20 protein-coding genes are annotated in these 19,130 nt (G+C 53.6%); 14 read left to right on the plus strand and 6 right to left on the minus strand.

Going from position 1 to position 19,130, the window contains the following annotated elements; all coding sequences use genetic code 11:
• Positions 1-759 (plus strand): Fe(3+) dicitrate ABC transporter ATP-binding protein FecE (gene fecE, locus ED901_RS19095; RefSeq protein WP_240993973.1); only part of this gene is annotated, 759 nt, incomplete at its 5' end.
• Positions 760-784: 25 nt separating this feature from the next.
• Here fecE and ED901_RS19100 read toward each other — a convergent pair.
• The gene (locus tag ED901_RS19100; protein WP_122096893.1) at positions 785-1,270 is read right to left on the minus strand and encodes a type VI secretion system tube protein TssD; all 486 of its coding nucleotides are present in this window, start codon (positions 1,268-1,270) and stop codon (positions 785-787) included.
• Positions 1,271-1,455: 185 nt separating this feature from the next.
• On the opposite strand from ED901_RS19100, the gene ED901_RS19105 reads away from it, so the two are divergent.
• The 4 genes from ED901_RS19105 (at position 1,456) to ED901_RS19120 (ending at position 4,558) form a co-directional block, all read left to right on the plus strand.
• Positions 1,456-1,992, plus strand: coding sequence for a DUF2778 domain-containing protein (locus tag ED901_RS19105; protein ID WP_122096894.1), 537 nt, complete (start codon positions 1,456-1,458; stop codon positions 1,990-1,992).
• The gene (locus tag ED901_RS19110) at positions 1,964-2,218 is read left to right on the plus strand and encodes a hypothetical protein (protein WP_162997902.1); all 255 of its coding nucleotides are present in this window, start codon (positions 1,964-1,966) and stop codon (positions 2,216-2,218) included. Before ED901_RS19105 ends, ED901_RS19110 begins: the two co-directional genes overlap by 29 nt.
• A gap of 191 nt (positions 2,219-2,409) precedes the next feature.
• Positions 2,410-3,555, plus strand: a complete 1,146-nt coding sequence (lldD, locus tag ED901_RS19115; protein WP_122096896.1) for an FMN-dependent L-lactate dehydrogenase LldD — start codon at positions 2,410-2,412, stop codon at positions 3,553-3,555.
• 163 nt (positions 3,556-3,718) lie between these two features.
• The gene (locus ED901_RS19120) at positions 3,719-4,558 is read left to right on the plus strand and encodes a MetQ/NlpA family ABC transporter substrate-binding protein (protein ID WP_122096897.1); all 840 of its coding nucleotides are present in this window, start codon (positions 3,719-3,721) and stop codon (positions 4,556-4,558) included.
• 80 nt (positions 4,559-4,638) lie between these two features.
• Here ED901_RS19120 and mntP read toward each other — a convergent pair whose 3' ends face one another.
• Together mntP and ED901_RS19130 are read right to left on the minus strand one after the other, a co-directional pair.
• Entirely contained in the window at positions 4,639-5,211 is a 573-nt protein-coding gene (gene mntP / locus ED901_RS19125) for a manganese efflux pump MntP (RefSeq protein ID WP_056775123.1), read from the minus strand.
• 354 nt (positions 5,212-5,565) lie between these two features.
• A complete protein-coding gene (locus ED901_RS19130; RefSeq protein ID WP_122096898.1) occupies positions 5,566-6,642 on the minus strand; it encodes a GGDEF domain-containing protein in 1,077 nt (358 codons plus the stop codon).
• A 307-nt stretch (positions 6,643-6,949) separates the two neighbouring features.
• Between ED901_RS19130 and kup the strand changes: the two genes are divergently transcribed.
• A complete protein-coding gene (kup, locus tag ED901_RS19135; RefSeq protein WP_122096899.1) occupies positions 6,950-8,824 on the plus strand; it encodes a low affinity potassium transporter Kup in 1,875 nt (624 codons plus the stop codon).
• A 45-nt stretch (positions 8,825-8,869) separates the two neighbouring features.
• Here the strand turns inward: kup and ED901_RS19140 are convergent, their stop codons facing one another.
• Complete coding sequence (locus ED901_RS19140) at positions 8,870-9,661, minus strand: hypothetical protein (RefSeq protein ID WP_122096900.1); 792 nt, start codon at positions 9,659-9,661, stop codon at positions 8,870-8,872.
• Between the two features lie 207 nt (positions 9,662-9,868).
• Between ED901_RS19140 and ED901_RS19145 the strand changes: the two genes are divergently transcribed.
• From ED901_RS19145 to ED901_RS19180, 8 genes are all read left to right on the plus strand, one after another.
• The gene (locus ED901_RS19145; RefSeq protein WP_122096901.1) at positions 9,869-10,636 is read left to right on the plus strand and encodes a basic amino acid ABC transporter substrate-binding protein; all 768 of its coding nucleotides are present in this window, start codon (positions 9,869-9,871) and stop codon (positions 10,634-10,636) included.
• A 60-nt stretch (positions 10,637-10,696) separates the two neighbouring features.
• The gene (locus ED901_RS19150) at positions 10,697-11,461 is read left to right on the plus strand and encodes an amino acid ABC transporter permease (protein ID WP_056775108.1); all 765 of its coding nucleotides are present in this window, start codon (positions 10,697-10,699) and stop codon (positions 11,459-11,461) included.
• Positions 11,448-12,170 (plus strand): amino acid ABC transporter ATP-binding protein, encoded by a 723-nt coding sequence (locus ED901_RS19155; RefSeq protein WP_056775167.1) that lies wholly within the window; start codon positions 11,448-11,450, stop codon positions 12,168-12,170. Before ED901_RS19150 ends, ED901_RS19155 begins: the two co-directional genes overlap by 14 nt.
• 53 nt (positions 12,171-12,223) lie before the next feature.
• Entirely contained in the window at positions 12,224-13,111 is an 888-nt protein-coding gene (locus ED901_RS19160) for a serine hydrolase (protein ID WP_122096902.1), read from the plus strand.
• A gap of 69 nt (positions 13,112-13,180) precedes the next feature.
• Positions 13,181-14,194: an ROK family protein gene (locus ED901_RS19165; RefSeq protein ID WP_122096903.1), complete on the plus strand. Its 1,014-nt coding sequence runs from the start codon at positions 13,181-13,183 to the stop codon at positions 14,192-14,194.
• A gap of 79 nt (positions 14,195-14,273) precedes the next feature.
• Positions 14,274-15,446: an MFS transporter gene (locus ED901_RS19170; RefSeq protein ID WP_122096904.1), complete on the plus strand. Its 1,173-nt coding sequence runs from the start codon at positions 14,274-14,276 to the stop codon at positions 15,444-15,446.
• A gap of 102 nt (positions 15,447-15,548) precedes the next feature.
• On the plus strand, positions 15,549-16,373 hold the full coding sequence (locus ED901_RS19175) for a Cof-type HAD-IIB family hydrolase (RefSeq protein ID WP_056775095.1): 825 nt from the start codon (positions 15,549-15,551) through the stop codon (positions 16,371-16,373).
• Positions 16,374-17,160: 787 nt separating this feature from the next.
• Positions 17,161-17,646: a LuxR C-terminal-related transcriptional regulator gene (locus ED901_RS19180; RefSeq protein ID WP_162997903.1), complete on the plus strand. Its 486-nt coding sequence runs from the start codon at positions 17,161-17,163 to the stop codon at positions 17,644-17,646.
• Between the two features lie 68 nt (positions 17,647-17,714).
• On the opposite strand, the gene ED901_RS19185 is transcribed toward ED901_RS19180, so the two are convergent.
• On the minus strand, positions 17,715-18,299 hold the full coding sequence (locus tag ED901_RS19185; RefSeq protein ID WP_056775089.1) for a hypothetical protein: 585 nt from the start codon (positions 18,297-18,299) through the stop codon (positions 17,715-17,717).
• 473 nt (positions 18,300-18,772) lie between these two features.
• Positions 18,773-19,130 (minus strand): glycine zipper family protein (locus ED901_RS19190; protein ID WP_240993974.1); only part of this gene is annotated, 358 nt, incomplete at its 5' end.

Here is a 19,130-nt window from a genome sequence, read left to right on the forward strand (position 1 = left end):
AGTGCAGACAATCTGACTGCCGGTTACGGCAAAAAAAACATCCTTAACGGCCTGTCGCTGACCCTCCCGGCCGGGAAGATCACCGCGCTGATCGGCCCGAACGGCTGCGGTAAATCCACGCTGTTGAAATGCTTTTCACGCCTGCTGACCCCGGCATCTGGCACCCTGTATCTCGGCGGGGAAGCGTTATCCGCACTGCCTGGCCGCCAGCTGGCGCGCAAACTGGCGTTACTGCCGCAGCAGCATAGTGCGCCGGAAGGCATCAGCGTGCGTGAACTGGTGGGTTATGGCCGCAGCCCCTGGCTAAATATGTGGGGAAGGCTGGGGCAGCAGGATAAGGCCGCCGTCGAACGGGCGATGCAGGACACGAACATCACGGATCTTGCCGAAAAGCGGGTCAGCGAGCTGTCCGGCGGGCAGCGTCAGCGTGCGTTTCTGGCAATGGTACTGGCGCAGGACACGCCGCTGATGCTGCTCGACGAGCCGACCACTTATCTTGATATCAGCCATCAGGTTGAGCTGATGAACCTGCTGCGCAGCCAGAATCAGCAGGGAAAAACGCTGGTGGCGGTGCTTCACGACCTGAATCAGGCCAGCCGTTACTGTGATTATCTGGTGATGATGGTCGCAGGTAACATTATCGCGCAGGGCACACCGGAACAGGTCATGACACCGGCTCTTCTGTCGCAGGTGTTCGATATCGACGCGCAAATCTATCCCGAACCCGCGTCGGGAAAACCGATGTGTATTGTGCGGTGAAAGTGGGGCGCGAACCCCACATTTTTCATGACCGGACATTCCATTCATCGGTGTACTTCACATTACCATCGACGTAGTGCCAGGTAATTTTGTTGTACATCAGTGATACCGATTCCACGTGATTAAGCTGCGAATTTCCGGACATTCTCACGTTGGGCATGCCCGGATTTACGCCGGTAATCTTCACCCCCTCAAGCGTCATAATAAAATAAGCCTCTTCCCTGCCGGCATCATTAATGCGATACCAGCGGATTTCAGCAGACTTTAACGTTTGTCCTTTAGCGACTGCTTTATACAAATAAGGGCTCGATGAATCGAAATCTTTTTCAAGCATCATCGGAGAGTGGGTGCGGGTTCCGGTAATACTGCCGCTACGGCTGTCGACGGGAATATTCAGACCGTGGCTGAAACCGATGATCTCAATACTTCCCTCCCGATTTGCAACATCCACAGAACCTTTAATAGCAGCACCACCGTCATCGCAGAGCCACATATAAGCGGGTATTGGCATGGTTGTCATTTCCTTAAAAAAAACGAGCTTTACGTTATGCCCTTAATGCCATTTTGGGCAATTAGCGGATGTTGTAATATATTGACTTTTCAGAAGTTTATTATCAAACAAAGCATTTTAAGTGCCTTTTTTTTGTGGTGTGATTACCGTGTTTTTCCACAAGCAAAATTTCACAAGGAGTTTTCATGGCTATTCAAGGAAAATTTGTGATCAACGATGCCGATTATTCCCCCCTTAGTGTCAATGGTGTGGGGACGTTCATGGCATTTTCAGGGAATGGGGCCTATCGCAATCGCGGAGGGTGCGGAAAAATTGCAGGAAATGGACCAATACCCACCGGCCGATATTGGGTTGTTGAAAGAGGGGGCGGTGGTTTTTTTTCAAAAAAAGTCGCGTGGGTAAAAGACAGTTATAACAAATATCACAGTGGCGCGGAGTTTAGACGTTCAGAGTGGTTTGCACTCTATCCTGATGACCGGAGCATAGACGATATGACCTGGATTGAAGGCGTTAAGCGAGAGCACTTTCGCCTGCACCCTGGGATACTCTCTGACGGTTGTATAACACTGGCCAACAATTCAGATTTCGCCCTGCTGAGAAATGCGCTGCTGCATACCAGGCTGATGGAAGTGCCCTGCATGAAAGATCTCATGGCATATGGATATATAGAAGTCGTTTACGGTGGATTTCGCCATGCTGACACTTGTGCGCTGGGTAGCTAAGTCTGCACTCCTGGTTCTTCTGTTCTGCACCGGAGCCATGCTTATTGATCCCGCTACATTTATCAGTCTGGATACGGCCAATAGTTTTGCAGAATGGACGTATGGTGATGTAAATCAGGAAAATTTTGATGATTTGTGGGTTTTGACCTGGATCGCATGTTCGATGCTGTTCTCTTTGGCGGGGTACTTTCTGATTATCAGGATCGCCCGAAAAATGCGCCGTTAGTGGCGCACTCATATTTCGCTCCAATTCCCCATATTTCCTGCCGGTAAACTTCTCCTTCACCCCGCAGTATTTCTGACCTTAAAAACACCCGCATTCGTTGTCATTGTTTTCTCTGGGGTTGTGTTTATCAACTACACTTCTGACACCCCTACAGCGCCGCTAAAAAGAGCGCAAGACAACGAGAAAACATCATGATCATTTCAGCATCGACGGACTACCGCGCGGCGGCAGAAAGTAAGTTGCCGCCATTTCTGTTTCACTACATCGACGGGGGGGCTTACAACGAGCATACGCTCAGACGTAACACCGCCGATCTGGCTGATATCGCCCTGCGTCAGCGCGTCCTGAAAAACATGTCAGATCTGAGCCTTGAGACGCAGCTGTTTGGTGAAAAACTGGCGATGCCGGTGATCCTCGCACCCGTCGGTCTGACCGGTATGTATGCCCGTCGTGGTGAAGTGCAGGCCGCGCGCGCGGCGGCGAAAAAAGGCATTCCCTTCACTCTTTCTACCGTTTCCGTTTGCCCGATTGAAGAGGTTGCGCCGGCCATCGACCGGCCAATGTGGTTCCAGCTTTACGTGCTGAAAGATCGCGGATTTATGCGCAATGCGCTGGAGCGCGCTCAGGCCGCAGGCGTCAATACGCTGGTGTTTACCGTGGATATGCCGGTGCCGGGCGCACGTTACCGTGACGCCCATTCCGGCATGAGCGGCCCGAACGCGGCCGCCCGTCGTATGTTGCAGGCGGTGATGCACCCGCAATGGGCGTGGGATGTTGGCCTGAACGGCAAGCCGCATGACCTCGGTAATGTTTCCGCCTATCGTGGTAAACCGACCACGCTGGAAGATTATATCGGCTGGCTGGGGGCGAACTTTGACCCGTCCATTTCATGGAAAGATCTGGAGTGGATCCGCGAGTTCTGGAAAGGCCCGATGATCATTAAAGGCATTCTGGATCCTGAAGATGCCAGAGACGCGGTGAAATTCGGCGCTGACGGCATTGTGGTGTCCAACCACGGTGGCCGCCAGCTCGACGGCGTGCTCTCCACCGCCCACGCGCTGCCCGCCATCGCCGATGCGGTGAAAGGTGACATCACGATTCTCGCGGATTCTGGCATCCGCACCGGTCTGGACGTGGTGCGCATGATCGCGCTCGGCGCAGACAGCGTGCTGCTTGGTCGCGCCTTTGTGTATGCGCTGGCCGCAGCGGGCGAGGCGGGAGTGATTAATTTGCTTAACCTGATTGAAAAAGAGATGCGTGTAGCGATGACGCTGACCGGGGCGAAGACCATCGGTGAGATTGGCGCCGGATCGCTGGTGCGCGGCGCGGGCAGGTGAAACGGCAGCCTCAGTGGCATCTCAATTTTCCAGATATCCAAGAGAGAAATGCGTATAAGTAACGCTGTCCGGATGTGTCAGCATAGGTGTGTCTGGGGTGCGCCCGTCGGGGCGAAAAGCCGCCATCACACTTATTCTAAAGGCTTATCTGAAGGGAATGCTTATGCTGAAAAATCTTGTTCTGCCGTTTTCTGCCCCCGTTTCCATTGCCGGGCGTTTGTCGGCTGTGGCGTTGTTACTTTCTTCGGTTTCGGCCTGGGCCGCGGAGCCGTTGCGGGTGCAGGCTGATGCCGTGCCTCACGCCGAAATTCTGGCGTATGTCCAGAAAATTGACCCCGGCCTGAATCTGAAAGTGATCGAAATTCCCAGCGGGCTGAACCCTAACGAACTGCTGGCGCATGGCGATATTGACGCCAATTATTTCCAGCATGTGCCGTATTTGCTGTCACAGGAAAAGGCGCTGAAGGTGAAGTTTGTCGTGGCGGCGCAGGTTCACATTGAGCCGCTGGGCGTCTATTCCAGCCGTCATAAAAGCTATGCGGATGTGCCGCAAAACGGCACCGTCGCCGTGCCTAACAACGAAACCAATCTGAGCCGCGCGTTGTATCTGTTGCAAAGTCAGGGGCTGATCACGCTGAAGGCTGGCTTTAACGATCCGGCTAAAAATCAGGCCACGCCGCGCGACATTGCCACTAACCCGAAGAACCTGAAAATTCTGGAAGTGGAATCCCCGCAGATCCCGCGTTCTTTGCCGGACGTTGATCTGGCGGTGATTAACGGTAACTTTGCGCTGGAAGCGGGGCTGAGCCCGGCGAAGGATGCGCTGGGTCTGGAGAAAGCGCAGGGCAACCCGTATGCCAATATTCTGGTGACCACGGAGAAACTGCAAAACGATCCACGGATTAAGCAACTGGCGAAAGACCTGCAATCGCCGCAGGTGGCGCAGTTCATCAGTGAAACGTTTAAAGGTTCGGTGTTGCCGGTGACCGCGGCGAAAAGCTGACAGGATCTGAGCAGGCGTAAAACGCAAAAAAGGGAACCGGCGTTCCCTTTTTTCATGTCATCAGCTGGCGTTCTGAACGTTCAGTTCAGCAGCCCGAGGTGTTCGACCAGGATGGATGTGCCGATGCCTATCAGCACAACGCCACCCAGCACTTCGGCCCATTTTCCGATGGCAGCCCCTAAAAAACGGCCCAGCAACATGCCTGAGGTGGCCATGATGGTGGTGGCGGCACCGATGGCGAGCGCCATCACCAGAATGTTAACCTGCAGGAAGGCGAGGCCGACGCCCACGGCCATCGCATCGAGGCTGGTGGCAATGGCGGTGGTGACCAGCAGCCAGAATCCGTGACGGTGCGGTATCTCTGTCTCTTCGCCGGTGTCTTTCTTAAATCCCTGCATAATCATACGGCTGCCCAGCACCAGCAGCAGGGTGAACGCGACCCAATGATCCCACTCCATGATGAACTGTGTGGCTGCAAGGCCAATGGCCCATCCGATCACTGGCGTAATGGCTTCAATCACGCCAAAAATAATCCCGGTGCGTAACGCTTCTTTCAGTGGCGGACGGTGCAGGGATGCGCCTTTACCGATTGCCGCAGCAAACGCATCCATCGACATGCCGAACGCCAGAATAACGACCGTATAAAATTGCATAAAACAGACCAGTCAGGCCTTTCGTCGAACAAAAGGCGCCTTATTAAAAGAGGCGTGCAGTTTGCCACAGAAGATAAAATAAAAAAACCATAATATTCAATCAGTTATAGCATACGTTAAGAATGTTAGCACAGGCTATATTTGTATGAAAAGGCTTCAAAACTGCAAGGGTATTGGTGGTTAAGGAGGAAAAACGTGAGTTATCATAATAATTTACGCGCCCGCTTAATTATGCAGCGGGTCTTATTTTGAGCAGGAGGCAGCGGCGGGTGACGGATGAGCCGCTGACGGGTGGGAAAGATTTTTTTATGCGTCCGGCTTTCCCTTCGTCTGAATCTGCAAAATCAACGCTGCTTACTGGCACCAGCGGTTGCGGCCCTGTTCTTTTGCCCGGTAGAGTGCGGCATCGGCGGCGGCGATCAGTTCGGCAACGCGTTTTCCCTGATCATAACCGGTCACACCCATACTGACGGTGACGTGTTCGCTCACCTCCGATTGCGCGTGAGGCATGGCCTGCTCGCTGATTTTGGCGCGAATACGTTCAGCCACGGCGATGGCTTCCTCAGCGGATGCGCCAGGCAGCAGAACCAGAAACTCTTCCCCGCCATAGCGTGCGACCAGATCTTTCGGGGTGCGCACGGCGTCTTTCAGCGCGCGGGCGATCGCCACCAGACAGTGATCGCCTGCCTGATGCCCGTAGTGATCGTTGTAGCGTTTGAAATAATCGACATCCAGCATGATCAGCGCAAACGGCCGACGCTGAGCTACCGCCATGTCCAGATGGCTTTCCATTCCGCGCCGGTTGGCGGTTTCGGTCAGCGGATCCTGGCTGGCCAGCGTGTCCAGATAAGAGATCAGCACCAGATTATCCTGATGGCGTTGCCAGTTTTCGTCGAACCAGTGCTGCAAAATATGACGCCCGTAAATCAGAATCAGCGAGAAAAGACACCAGATAACGAAAAACCGCAAATTAAGATCTGAATAAAGACTGATGTTGGACAGTAACGCGGATAACCACAGCGGGGTGGCGTACAGCAATAATCCGCGGGGATAAAAGTAGAGTGCTGACAGTGCCGTGAGGATCAGAATGATGACCAGCGGATACGACACCGGCAACTGCCATAAGGTGACAAAGTAGTAGCAACTGTATGCCCAGATTGCCCCGGTCAGCAGGAACACCAGATCGAACAAAAGACACCGTAACGACGTCAGCCGCTTTTCCCCGATAAAGACGACGCCGAGGCTGCCCGCCGCCAGGGCGATCACCACGCCCATGGTGATATCGATGATGTCCAGCACAGAGGCGGGTACCGGGGGAACGGCGGCATCGGCATGGCCGAAAATCTGGCTGCGGCACAGAACGATGACCGCGAAACTGAAGTTGATGAACGCAAACCAGGGCACACTTTTTGAGAGCGCGTAGGCAACCATCTCCTCACGCCTTTTCCACAGCGGCAAATTGATTGTTGGCGGTTTTCTTTTCTCGCTCACCATGGGATTGACCTCAGACATTGGGCGATAAGGACGGACAAACAATGTCACCCCGCAGGGTAACGGCATTAAAGTAATAGACACATTCTTGTCAAAACACCAAACACGGTCACGCTTTGCGCTGAAAAAATCCGCTTATTTCTGTGAGTTATGGGCATTTTTCTGCCCGCAGCAGGGCAAATTCACACCAGCATCTATACTGCGTGAATGGGGCCGCAAAGGCTTCCCCAAAACATGGCGAAGACGCATGAAACACATACAAAATAAGTCGTCGCTGCTCAGCGCGACGACCGCCTGCATCGGTGTCGTTTATGGTGATATTGGTACCAGCCCGCTTTATACCTTGCGCGAATGTCTGACCGGGCAGTCCGGGATCACGCTGACCCAAAGTTCGCTGTTCGGATTTTTGTCGCTGATTTTCTGGTTGCTGATGCTGGTGGTGTCAGTGAAATACATCAGCTTTGTGATGCGCGCAGATAACGACGGGGAAGGCGGGATCCTTACGCTGATGTCGCTGGCGGTGCGTCACCTGAATCCGCGCTGGGTGCCGGTCATTATGTTTCTCGGTCTGGTCGGCGGCAGTTTCTTTTATGGCGACGGCGTCATCACGCCCGCGATCTCCGTGCTTTCCGCCATTGAAGGGCTGGAGCTGATTGCGCCGTCTTTCGATCGCTTTATCATTCCGGCGGCCGTTGCGGTGCTGACGCTGTTGTTCTTCATTCAGAAAAACGGCACCGGCAGCGTGGGAAAAATCTTTGCGCCGGTGATGGTGGTGTGGTTTGTGGTGCTGGCGATATTGGGGATCGGCGGCATTATGCGCAACCCGGATGTGTTGCAGGCGCTGAACCCTTACTGGGCGCTGCATTTTTTTGTCGAATTCAAAACGGTGTCGTTCTTCGCGCTGGGCATGGTGGTGCTGTCGGTGACCGGCGGCGAAGCCTTGTACGCGGATATGGGGCATTTTGGTAAGAAACCGATCCGCATCGCGTGGGTTGTGCTGGTTGGCCCGGCGCTGGTGATGAATTATTTCGGTCAGGGCGCGTTGCTGCTCAGCCACCCTGACGCTATCCAGAATCCGTTTTTCCTTCTGGCGCCCGGCTGGGCGCTGATCCCGCTGCTGGTGCTGGCGACGCTGGCGACGGTGATTGCCTCGCAGGCGGTGATTTCCGGCGTGTTCTCCCTGACGCGTCAGGCTGTGCGCATGGGGTATCTGCCTCCGATGCGCATCATCTATACCTCTGACGTCGAATCCGGGCAGATTTATATCCCGGTGGTCAACTGGCTGCTTTACGTCGCGGTACTGATCGCCATTCTCAGCTTTAAACATTCGAGCAATCTGGCTTCGGCCTACGGGATTGTGGTCACCGGCACCATGGTCATCACCTCTTTGCTGATTGGGATTGTGATGGTGAAAAACTGGGGATGGAAAACCTGGGCTGGCGGGCTGGTGATGACGCTGATGCTGCTGATTGACGTACCGTTGTTTGCCGCGAACCTGACAAAACTGTTCTCCGGCGGCTGGCTGCCGGTGGTGATCGGCCTGACCATTTTGCTGATTATGCTGACCTGGAAAACGGAGCGTTCGCGGTTGTTGCGCCGGTTGCGTCAGGACCCGGAAGCGCTGGAAGCCCTGATCACCTCGCTGGAAAAGGCGCCGCCGAAACGGGTGCCCGGCACCGCCGTGGTGATGTCGCGCGGGTTGTACGAGGTTCCGCTGGTCTTACTGCACAATCTTAAACATAACAAGATCCTGCATGAGCGGGTGATTTTGCTGACCATGATCACGGCGGATGTGCCTTATGTGCACAACGTGAGACGCGTGAACATTGAACAGCTTTCACCGACATTCTGGCGGGTGATCGCCAATTATGGCTGGCGTGAAAAACCTAACGTAGAGGATATTTTGTATCGCTGCGGGCTGGAAGGGCTGAAATGTACCATGAACGAAACGTCATTCTTTATGTCCCGCGATACCTTTATTCTCGGCGATCCGCGTCCGTGGTATCTGAAAGCGCGGGGTAAACTGTTCCAGGTGTTGCAGCGCAACTCGCTGCGCGCGCCGGAGCAATTCCATATTCCGCCGAACCGGGTGATCGAGCTGGGGGCTGTGGTGAAATTCTGACGGCTATCACCGCGTATTCAGGCTGAATACGCGGTGATAAGAGGGCTACGCCTGCGGAGTTTGCGTCAGGTTTGTGACGTCCTGCGTGGCAGATTCCTGTGAGGTTTTCGCCTGCTCATTGGTGACCGGTGCGGCTGGCGTTACAGTTTGCGTTTGCTCAGTGGCGGCCGGTGCGGCTGGCGTTGCGGCCTGGGTTTGTTCAGTGGTGGCCGGTGTGGCTGGCTTTACCGCTTGTGTTTGCTCAGTGGCGGCCGGTGTGGCTGGCGTTGCCGCCTGCGTTTGCTCAGTGGCAGCCGGTGTGGCTGGCGTTGCCGCTTGTGTTTGCTCAGCGGCAGCCGGTGTGGCTGGCGTTGCCGCTTGTGTTTGCTCAGCGGCTGTCGGGGCTTCCATTTGAATATTAGGCAGTGAAGGCACAGGTTCCGCCGGAATGGATTCTGACTTAGGTTTTGGCACCGGTGTAGCGGCACGCACTAAGAAGGTGGGTTTGAGATCCGCCACAGAATAGGTGACATGGCTTATCACATCGCTGGATGTCGTGACGTCGACAGGGGAAATCGACACGCGTCCAATCAGGGAACGGGCATAGCCACCCACTTTATGTTTGCCCTCAGGCAGTTTGACCTCCAGAGACTCGCCGACGCCCAGCGCCCCGGCGTCTTTGTCATCCACGGTCACGTAAAGTTTGGTGCCATCATCGGTTTTCGTCGGGATATGCGTCACGGTTACCCGCGTCGAGCCGAAATCGAAAGCCGGTGCCTGTTCGGCGGTTTTCGGTTTTGCGCATCCTGTGAGGGCAAAAACGGCTGCAACGGCAGCAAGGGTAAAACGATAACTCATAGTTCGGTTTCTTCCTTTGAGGGATTTTTGTGATCTGCGTATCAATATACCCGATCTGAGGAATGAGATGAATGCGATGACGGGGAACTCGGAACAATCTTCTCTTCAGTTTGTAACCGCCACACAACTTTAAGTTGAAGCGCTTCGTCAATTTGTGTATTTTTATGCAAATTATATGCATAAAAACACAATCACACAGGAGTGACCATGCTTAAGTCCTTAATTCTCACCGGGTGTCTGCTTTCTTCTTTAATCACATCAGCCTTTGCCGCACAGACGACCTACGTTGTCGGTTCCGGCGGCACTTACCGTCCGTTCGAATATGAAAACAGCCAGAAACAGCTGGAAGGTTTTGATATCGACATCATCAAAGCCATTGCCAAAGCGGAAAACTTTGACATCAAACTGGTGAACACGCCGTGGGAAGGTATTTTCGCTACGCTCAATTCCGGCGACCGCGACATCATCATTTCCGGCATCACCATCACCGACAAACGTAAAGCGATGGTCGATTTTTCCGCGCCTTACTTCCCGGCCGAACAGTCCATCGTGGTACCTGTGGATTCTAAAGTGGATTCCGTTGCTGCGCTGAAAGGCCAGAAAGTGGGCGTGGTGAACTCCAGCACCGGGGATATTGTGGTGTCCGACACGCTGGGCAAAAACAGCACCGACATCAAACGTTTTGATAACACGCCGCTGATGTTGCAGGAACTGGCGGAAGATGGCATCGGCGCAGCCGTCGGCGACGTGGGCGTGGTGAAGTACTACATCAAATCCCATCCTGAAAAAGCCCTGAAACTGGTGCCGGACAGCAAGTTCGAGCGTCAGTATTTCGGTATTGCGGTGGCGAAAGACAACACCGAGTTGCTGGGTAAAATCAACGCAGGTTTGAAGAAAATCGTGGCTGACGGCACCTACGCGAAAATCTACGAAACCTGGTTTGATAAGAACGTTCCAACGCTTCCCGCTCAATAATATTTTCAACACGAACAACGTTAATCAGGGGCGGTAACACGCCCCTGAACAAGGACAGGTATGACCGGATTTCGCTGGGAGATAATCTCAGAATACGCGCCGCTGTTTGTCGAGGGCGCGCTGATGACCATCAAATGCACCATTATTTGCGTCATTTTAGGCACCAGCTGGGGGTTGCTGCTCGGCCTCGGGCGCATGGCCCGCGCCGACGACGGCCCGTGGAAACACATTCTGCGCTTTGCCGTGCAATGGCCGGTGCGCATTTACGTCAGTGCGTTTCGCGGTACGCCACTGTTTGTGCAGATCATGGTGGTTCACTTTGCGCTGGTGCCGTTGTTTATCAATCCGCGTGACGGCATTCTGGTCGCTAACGGCCTGATGTCTTCAGAGTTTGCCCGCGCATTACGGTCTGATTACGGCGCGTTTTTATCCTGCGTGGTGGCGATCACCCTGAACGCCGGAGCCTATGTCTCCGAGATTTTCCGTGCGGGTATTCAATCTATCGACAACGGTCAGATGGAAGCATCCCGTGCGCTGGGGATGGGCTGGGGCAAAACCATGCGCAAAGTGATTTTGCCGCAGGCATTCCGCCGCATTCTGCCGCCGCTGGGGAATAATGCCATCGCGATTGTGAAAGATTCCTCGCTGGCTTCGGCGATTGGCCTGGCCGATCTGGCCTACGCCGCACGTACCGTTTCCGGCGCTTACGCCACCTACTGGGAACCCTACCTGACCATTTCACTGGTTTACTGGGTGCTGACTTTCCTGCTCTCGCTGCTGGTTCAACACATGGAAAAGAGGTTTGGCAAAAGTGATTCACGTTAAGGATTTACAGAAACAGTTTGGCGAAACGCACGTGTTGCGCGGCATTTCCTGTGACATCGCAGAGAAAGAAGTGGTGTGCATTATCGGGCCTTCCGGCTCCGGCAAAAGCACCTTCCTGCGCTGTCTGAACGCGCTGGAAAAGCCCAACGGCGGTGAAGTGGTGGTGAACGGTTTTGCGGTGCATGATCCGAAAACCAATCTGAATACGCTGCGTTCCGGCGTGGGCATGGTGTTTCAGCGCTTTAATCTGTTCCCGCACATGACCGTGCTGGAAAACCTGATCATGGCGCCAATGTCGCTGAAAGGCTTGTCGAAAGCCGAAGCGGTGACGCGTGCCGAAAAGCTGCTGCAAAAAGTCGGGCTGATCGACAAAATCGACGCCTGGCCTTCCAGTTTGTCCGGCGGCCAGCAACAGCGCGTGGCGATTGCCCGTGCGCTGGCGATGGAACCGTCGATCATGCTTTTCGATGAACCGACGTCTGCGCTGGATCCGGAACTGGTGGGTGAAGTGCTGGCGGTAATGAAACAGCTGGCTCTGGAAGGCATGACGATGGTGATCGTCACACACGAAATGGGCTTCGCCCGTGAAGTGGCCGACCGCGTGGTGTTTATCGATCAGGGCGTGATTCAGGAACAGGGGCCGCCTGAGCAACTGTTTACCGCGCCGGAAAATCCGCGAACACGTGAATTTTTGAGTAAAGTATTATAACCCGACGGGCGCTTTCATCAGCGCCCGTTTTCTTTCATGTCATGAGGTCAGTCATGCCTGAATTCCATTCGTATTGTATTTCCGCCTCGGGTGAGGAAAGGAGCGAAGGCGATGCAGATGCCCGCTTTCCTTACTGGAGCTTCACCAAAACCGCGATCGCGATTTGTGCGCTGAAGCTGCATGAAAACGGCGCGGTGGATCTGGACAGAGGGATTGACGGCGGGGCTTACACGCTGCGCCAACTGCTCAGTCACACCGCCGGATTGCCGGATTACGGCGCCCTGAAGGCTTATCACGACGCGGTGGCTGCCGGTGATCAACCCTGGTCACGCGACAGGTTACTCAGTGCCACGTTAGCCAACGGCATGCTGTTTGCGCCAGGCGAGGGCTGGTCTTATTCCAATGTCGGCTACATGCTGGCGAAGGAACACATCGAAGCCGCCTCAGGGCGGAGTTTTGCCCAACTGGTGGCTGACTTCATCACGGCACCGCTCGGGCTGACCAGCATAACCCTTGCCACCACCCGCGAACAGTTCGCCCGGCTTCACTGCGCCGCCGCCAGCACTTACCATCCGGGCTGGGTGTATCACGGCTGCCTGACCGGCAACGTACGCGACGCGGCCAGACTGTTGCACGGGTTATTCAGCGGCAACCTGCTGAACGCGACGTCGCTGGCCGACATGCAGGTGACCCGTCGGCTCGGCGGTGCCCTTGCAGGGCGGCCATGGACCGAATGCGGTTACGCGCTGGGGCTGATGAGCGGCGCAATGGGCGAGAGCGGGCGGTCTGTGGGGCATTCTGGCGGCGGGCCGTCGTGCGTGAATGCGGTCTACCACTTCCCGGATCTGCGCGAAGCGGTGACCGGTGCCTGTTTTACCGGCGGGCATGACGAAGGCGTGGCCGAGACAGAACTCACCCGTCGCGTGCTGAGCATGGGGTAACCGCAGGCGCTTACCGTTTCCACTTTGTGCTAAATTACCCGCCATTCTTACCTGTCTGCCCGAGGCCATATGTTTACTCCGCTCAACCGTACAACCCGTGAAATGAAAATCAATAATGTGGTGCTGGTCACCCATGCTTTGAAATCACTGGGCTCTGCGACCAAAGCTGAGCTGGCGGTCGCGACGGGGCTGAGCGTCGCCACCTGCGGCACCGTGCTGAATGAACTGAGCGGCAGCCGGGAAGTGCTGGCGCTGGAACGTGAAGTGTCGCGCGGTGGCCGCCCTGCGCAGCGGTATGCGTACAACCCGGATTATTTCTCGGTGCTGAGTATTTATGTGCAGGGAAGTGACGCCGCCGCGCAGATCGTCTGGACCGTGAATACTGCCATTGGCGGATGTCTGGCGCAGGGTGAAGAGCGGTTTCTGCCCCAGGACCGGCAGGGGTTTTATCGCCTTGTCGCCGGTATCCTGGCGCAGTATCCGAACATCACCGCGCTGGGGCTGGGGTTGCCTGGGGTGGTGGTGAAAGGGCAGGTCGCGACTTGCGACATCAGCGCCTTCGCCGGTGTGCCGGTGGAGCAGGAGCTGCGCGACCGTTTCGCTATTTATGTGCAGGTGGACAATGACATGAACTACACCGCCTACGGCTTTTATCGCAGCAGTTGCGCCGGAGTCACTGCGCCGGTGGCCTATATTTTCAAACCGGAAGTGCCTTGCCTCGGCTGCGGCATGGTGATCAACGGGCAGGTTTTGCAGGGCGCCAGCCAGTTTGCCGGTGAGGTGTCTAATCTGCCGTTCAGCGGCATGGATAAACTGCCGGTGGCCGATGAAATGTCAAAAGTCATTGTCTCGCTGGCGGCGATCATTAACCCAATGACTATCGCGCTGTCCGGCCCGAAAATCAGCCAGGCGCTGATCCCGGAATTACTCGCGCGCTGCCACCAGCACATTCCACAGGAGCATATGCCTGAACTGGTGTACAGGCCGTCGATGCGTCAGGATTACTTGCAAGGCATCACCGAACTGACGTTAAACAACTATAACCGTCACGTCGCCTTCAGCACGCAGACCGGCGCGCATTGACTTTAGTTTCCGGACGCCAATATACTCGGTACTTATTAAAAGACTTTTAATAACTCATCTGACCGTCGGAGAACGCCTTTTGTCACTCTCATCTGAACTACCTGATACGCCTGACCACATCGGGAGCCCGGCCAAACGGGTCGCCACCCGCTCAATCTTTTTTGTCACCGGCATGGCGATGGGATTATGGGCCGCGCTGGTGCCCTACGCGCAGTTACGCACGCATTCGGAAGCGGGAGATCTCGGCCTGCTGTTGCTGTGCCTCGGCGCGGGTTCGTTACTCTCCATGCTGGGATCCGGTCGGCTGATTGGCCGGTTTGGCTGCCGGGGGGTGATCATCGCCTCGGTCATTTTGTATTGCCTGATGCTGCCGCTGCTGGCGTTGTTTAGCGACATCTGGCTGCTGGCGGTGAGCCTGTTCATTTTCGGCATGGGCATCGGGCTGGCAGATGTCTCGGTGAACGTGCAGGGAACGCTGGTCGAGCAGGCCGCGGATAAGCCGCTGATGTCCGGTTTTCACTGCTTATGGAGCGTCGGCTGTATCGCCGGTGCCGGCGGCGGTTCGTTGCTGCTGAGCTCGGGCGTTTCACCGCTCGGCAGTACGTTTTACGCCATCGCACTGGTGATTATCGTGACCGCGTACTCCTGTCGCGGCCTGTTGCCGTTTGGCGCGCACGAGGAAGAACACGTTGAAGGAAAAGCCAAACCACGGCCTAACTTCCGCCTGGTACTGATGGCGGTGATGGCCATGATCTGCTTTATGGCCGAAGGCGCGGTACTTGACTGGGGTGGCGTATTCCTGACGCGCGAACGTGGTCTGGCACTGGAACATGCGGGCTGGGGTTTTGCCGTCTTTGCCGTCGCAATGTCGCTGATGCGCATGACCGGCGACGCCATTGTCAGCGCGCTGGGGCGTAAACGTGTGCTGGTGGTGGGCGGCATTTTGGGCATTGCCGGTTATCTGATGGTGGTGCTGTTACCGGGCTGGATCCTGCCACTGTGTGGTTTTGCGCTGGTGGGCATTGGCGCGGCGAATATCGTGCCGGTGCTGATCACTCTCGCAGGGCAGGAGAAAGTCATGCCGGTCAATATGTCAGTGGCGCTGGTGGCGACGCTGGGTTATCTCGGTGTGCTCGGCGGCCCGGCGCTGATCGGGTTTATCGCGCATCTCTCCAGCCTGTACGTGGCATTCTCTGGCGTCGCGGCGGCTTTCCTGATTATCACCTTCGGCGCGTACAAATTAAAATATTAATGATTTTGGGATAACTGAGTCACACTGAACCGCGGGCGGGTCGTAAAACGCCCGCTTTTTTTCTGTTTTCGCCTTTTATCATCTGACCCTGTAGGAGCTGCAATGGCCGTAAAACTTATCGCCGTCGACATGGATGGCACGTTCCTGAATGAATATAGCGAATATAACCAGGCACGTTTTAGCGAGCAGTATCAGGAATTATTGCGTCGCCGTATCAAATTTGTGGTTGCCAGCGGCAACCAGTATTACCAGCTGAAATCCTTCTTTGATGAGCTGGATGACCAGATCGCCTATGTCGCCGAAGGTGGCGCTTACGTGGTCGATAAAAAGCAGGAGCTGTATTGCGCCAGCCTGGAGCGTGAACAGGTCTCTCAGGTCTTGCAATGGATTGGCCGCACGCCCGGCATCAATAACCTTGTCTGCGGCAGAAAAGGGGCTTATGTGCTCGAGGGCACCGATGAAGAGTTCATCCGTCGCATGAGCCATTACTACCACCGTCTGAGCAAAGTGCCGACCTACGCGCACATCGATGACACCATTTTTAAATTTGCACTCAGCTATGTGGAAGATGACGTGTATCCGCTGATGGGGGAAATCACCCAGCAACTCGGCAGCATTGTTGCGCCGGTCACCAGCGGCCACGGATCGATTGACCTGATCATTACCGGTAATCACAAAGCGAACGGCCTGAAGAAAATCCAGCAGCGTTATGACATTCGCGATGAAGAAGTGATGACCTTCGGTGACAGCGGGAACGACCTGGAAATGCTCAGCTACGCCGGATACGGTTTCGCGATGGAAAACGCCTCTGAACCGGCAAAAGCGGCTGCCAAATACCGTGCCCCATCCAACCGGGAAGAGGGTGTGCTGAAGGTGATTGATGACTGGCTGAATGGCCGTGCGCCATTTGACGTTAATCACGGCTGACCAGCCCATGCAGCCACGTCAGCGGCCAACGGCCCTCTGGCGTGGTTGTGCGTGAGCGATTCGTGCGGAAAATCTTATAGATCTCACTAATTAGAAATTTCGCGAAAAAAACGCGAAAATTCCTAGTCAGCCTGCTCGAATGCAGTGAGAATGTTTATGTGCTGTGACATGGTGTAAATGACAGGTTAAATTTAAACGCCATTTATTTTCAGCATGTAAATGTCAATCAGACTGCAATAATAATTCCTCAACAATCCCCCCAGGCACTATATCTGTCAGAACAGCCTTCCTGCTGGAATTATTCACCTTTCGTTTTCTGTTTTGCGGTTTTTAATTCTGCGCGCAGGGCTTTTTTGTAGATTATCGCGAAAATTTCTTAATATTCTGAATTCCGCTCTCTGCCGGTACGGGCTCTCGACAATGTTAAGACTGAGAATTATGATTGTTGCGTTGAGAGAATTATCCTAAGGCAGTAAAATAAGGCACTGACATATTATGTAGTAATGTGTCAGCAAAGAGAACGCATAAGGGGTTCTGGTTTAGTTAAGGTTTAACAGGGAAGGGCAAACACAGTTTATATATCGCTTACGCAACCCTGCATGGCGCGGCGGGCGGAAGGTATTACTGATATTGCAGTTTATTTTCAATGGAACAATTTATGAAAGACACAGTGATAATCCATTCCGGCCATTATGAAATGCTGGCGATTTCGCACATTCTTAAAGAAGCAAAAGTAAAACCGCGATCTTATTCATCATTAACGGAATTCTTTCGTTCAGGGCCTGGAATGAGCGTGGGTTTTATTATTCTGGAAGTGAAAGAAGAGTCCTCAAACTTTGATGCCGCCATAAAGTTTTTGCGCAGGCTGAGCTTTTATTACACCCCGCCACAAATAATTGTCATGACCAAAATAGAAAAAGCCGAGAAACTCAGTTTACTGGCAGAACTTCAGGTAGATATGATCATCTCCGAGCAGGAAGATTTTTCTATTCTCAGAAAAATGTTGATCACCGGCGTAACTGATCTTAACTATCACATGGCGGTGAGCCCGTTCCTCAAACAGAAAGATAATGATTTTACCCGCGCGGCGAAAAAGCATTTAACCGAGATGGAATGGCAAGTGCTGAGTGCCATACAGCAAATGAAAAGCAATGCCACCATTGCCTGTAAACTCGGGCGCAGCGTTAAGACGGTCAGCACGCATAAAAGAAATGCGATGAAAAAGCTGGGGCTGAAAAATTCGATTGAGCTTTATAAATACCTGATGCAGTAACCGGAGAAAGGGCGTGAGGATGAGGGTGTGATGAGGACCCTCACTGCGCGGGCAGAGAGGGGGTGGCGTCAGATGGAGTGGTTGAGCACTTTATTTAGGTAGTTGAACAACTCTTTTGTACTCTTCAGTTTTAACTTCTTCATGGCGCTGTATTTGTAGTAATAGAGATTTGAGGCCGGTATTGCGGTGATTTTCTCGATATTTTTCATCTTAGCGTTCTTCGACAAACACCGCAGTAAAATCGCTTCATTTTTCGTCAGAATGAAGTCCTCAATGAAAGGCAATATAGATTCATATTTCCCCGTCAGCAGGCTATCGAAAAAGAAAAACACTTTAGATAATGCATTGTTTTTGCACAGGTGAAAGTCTGACAACCGGCTGTTAACAATAACATTATCGCTAAGAATGATTATCTTGCAGTCTTCTTTGGTGTTCGTTTTTAAGTTATAAATAAACTTGTCTATGTCGTATTCAAAACTCACTGCGCCGGGTTCGATAATGTAAATGTCGAATTTCTGGCTGTTCTTATCTAAGGCGTATTCTGCGCTGATTTGATTAAAAATAATGCTCTTTGATGTGTTAATCAGAGAGAAGACATTCTCCAATCCCAAAAAAGTCAACGTGCATGAGTCAATAATTGCAATCCGCAACATTAATTCATTCCTTTAAATTAAAAAAATTCCATTTGATAAACGGGTTGTGACTCTGATGGTTTACCTCCGTTATATTCATCCATCATTCTGGCATTTATAATATATAGTATTATTCCTACCGTCAATGTAAGTGAATTTAAAACATTATATAAATGTCATTAAATGTTTCAAAAATAATTTCGCAACAGGTTGAAAATAAAAGAATTTTAAATGACAGTGAATGAAATATATTATTGGCGTCGGATTATTTTGCAAATCTTTATTGAATACTAGAATATTCCTACATAAGCAGACAAACCTTACAAAGATATATCCCCTCCCGTTGATTGAAATCAACGTATCAGCCTGGGGTCTTTTGGTTCATTTCTCAGGGCGGTGCAAATATGGCCAGTGTGCGGCCAATAATGAAATAAGGCTGCCGGAAGCGGGCAGCCTTTAAGCGGTGTTTTCAGTGTGTCAGTGAACCTGAGCGGTCAGCGGACGTAATCAGGTGGGACGCCGCTGTCCTCCTGAGGCGCCGGGTTATAATCCGGCGGTACCGGCGACTGCGGCGGAGAATACTGATTATCACTGTAACCGGCGTCAACCGGCACTTTGTTGCCTTTGGCATACATACACTGGGTGTAAACCGTGTCGTATTGATCTTGCAAATCGCCGCTGCTGGCACCGGCGTTGTTGCTGCCCATGGCGCTGCCGATCAGTAATCCGCTGCCCGCGCCGATTAACGCTCCCGGCCCGGCATGACCGGAGGCGGCGCCGAGCAAGGCACCTGCCGCCGCACCGACCACCGTCCCTGCCGCCGCCGTGCCCGCCGCATTGTTACTGGCGGGC

This window comes from Rahnella sp. Larv3_ips, assembly GCF_003697865.1.
Taxonomy (GTDB): Bacteria; Pseudomonadota; Gammaproteobacteria; order Enterobacterales; family Enterobacteriaceae; genus Rahnella; species Rahnella rivi.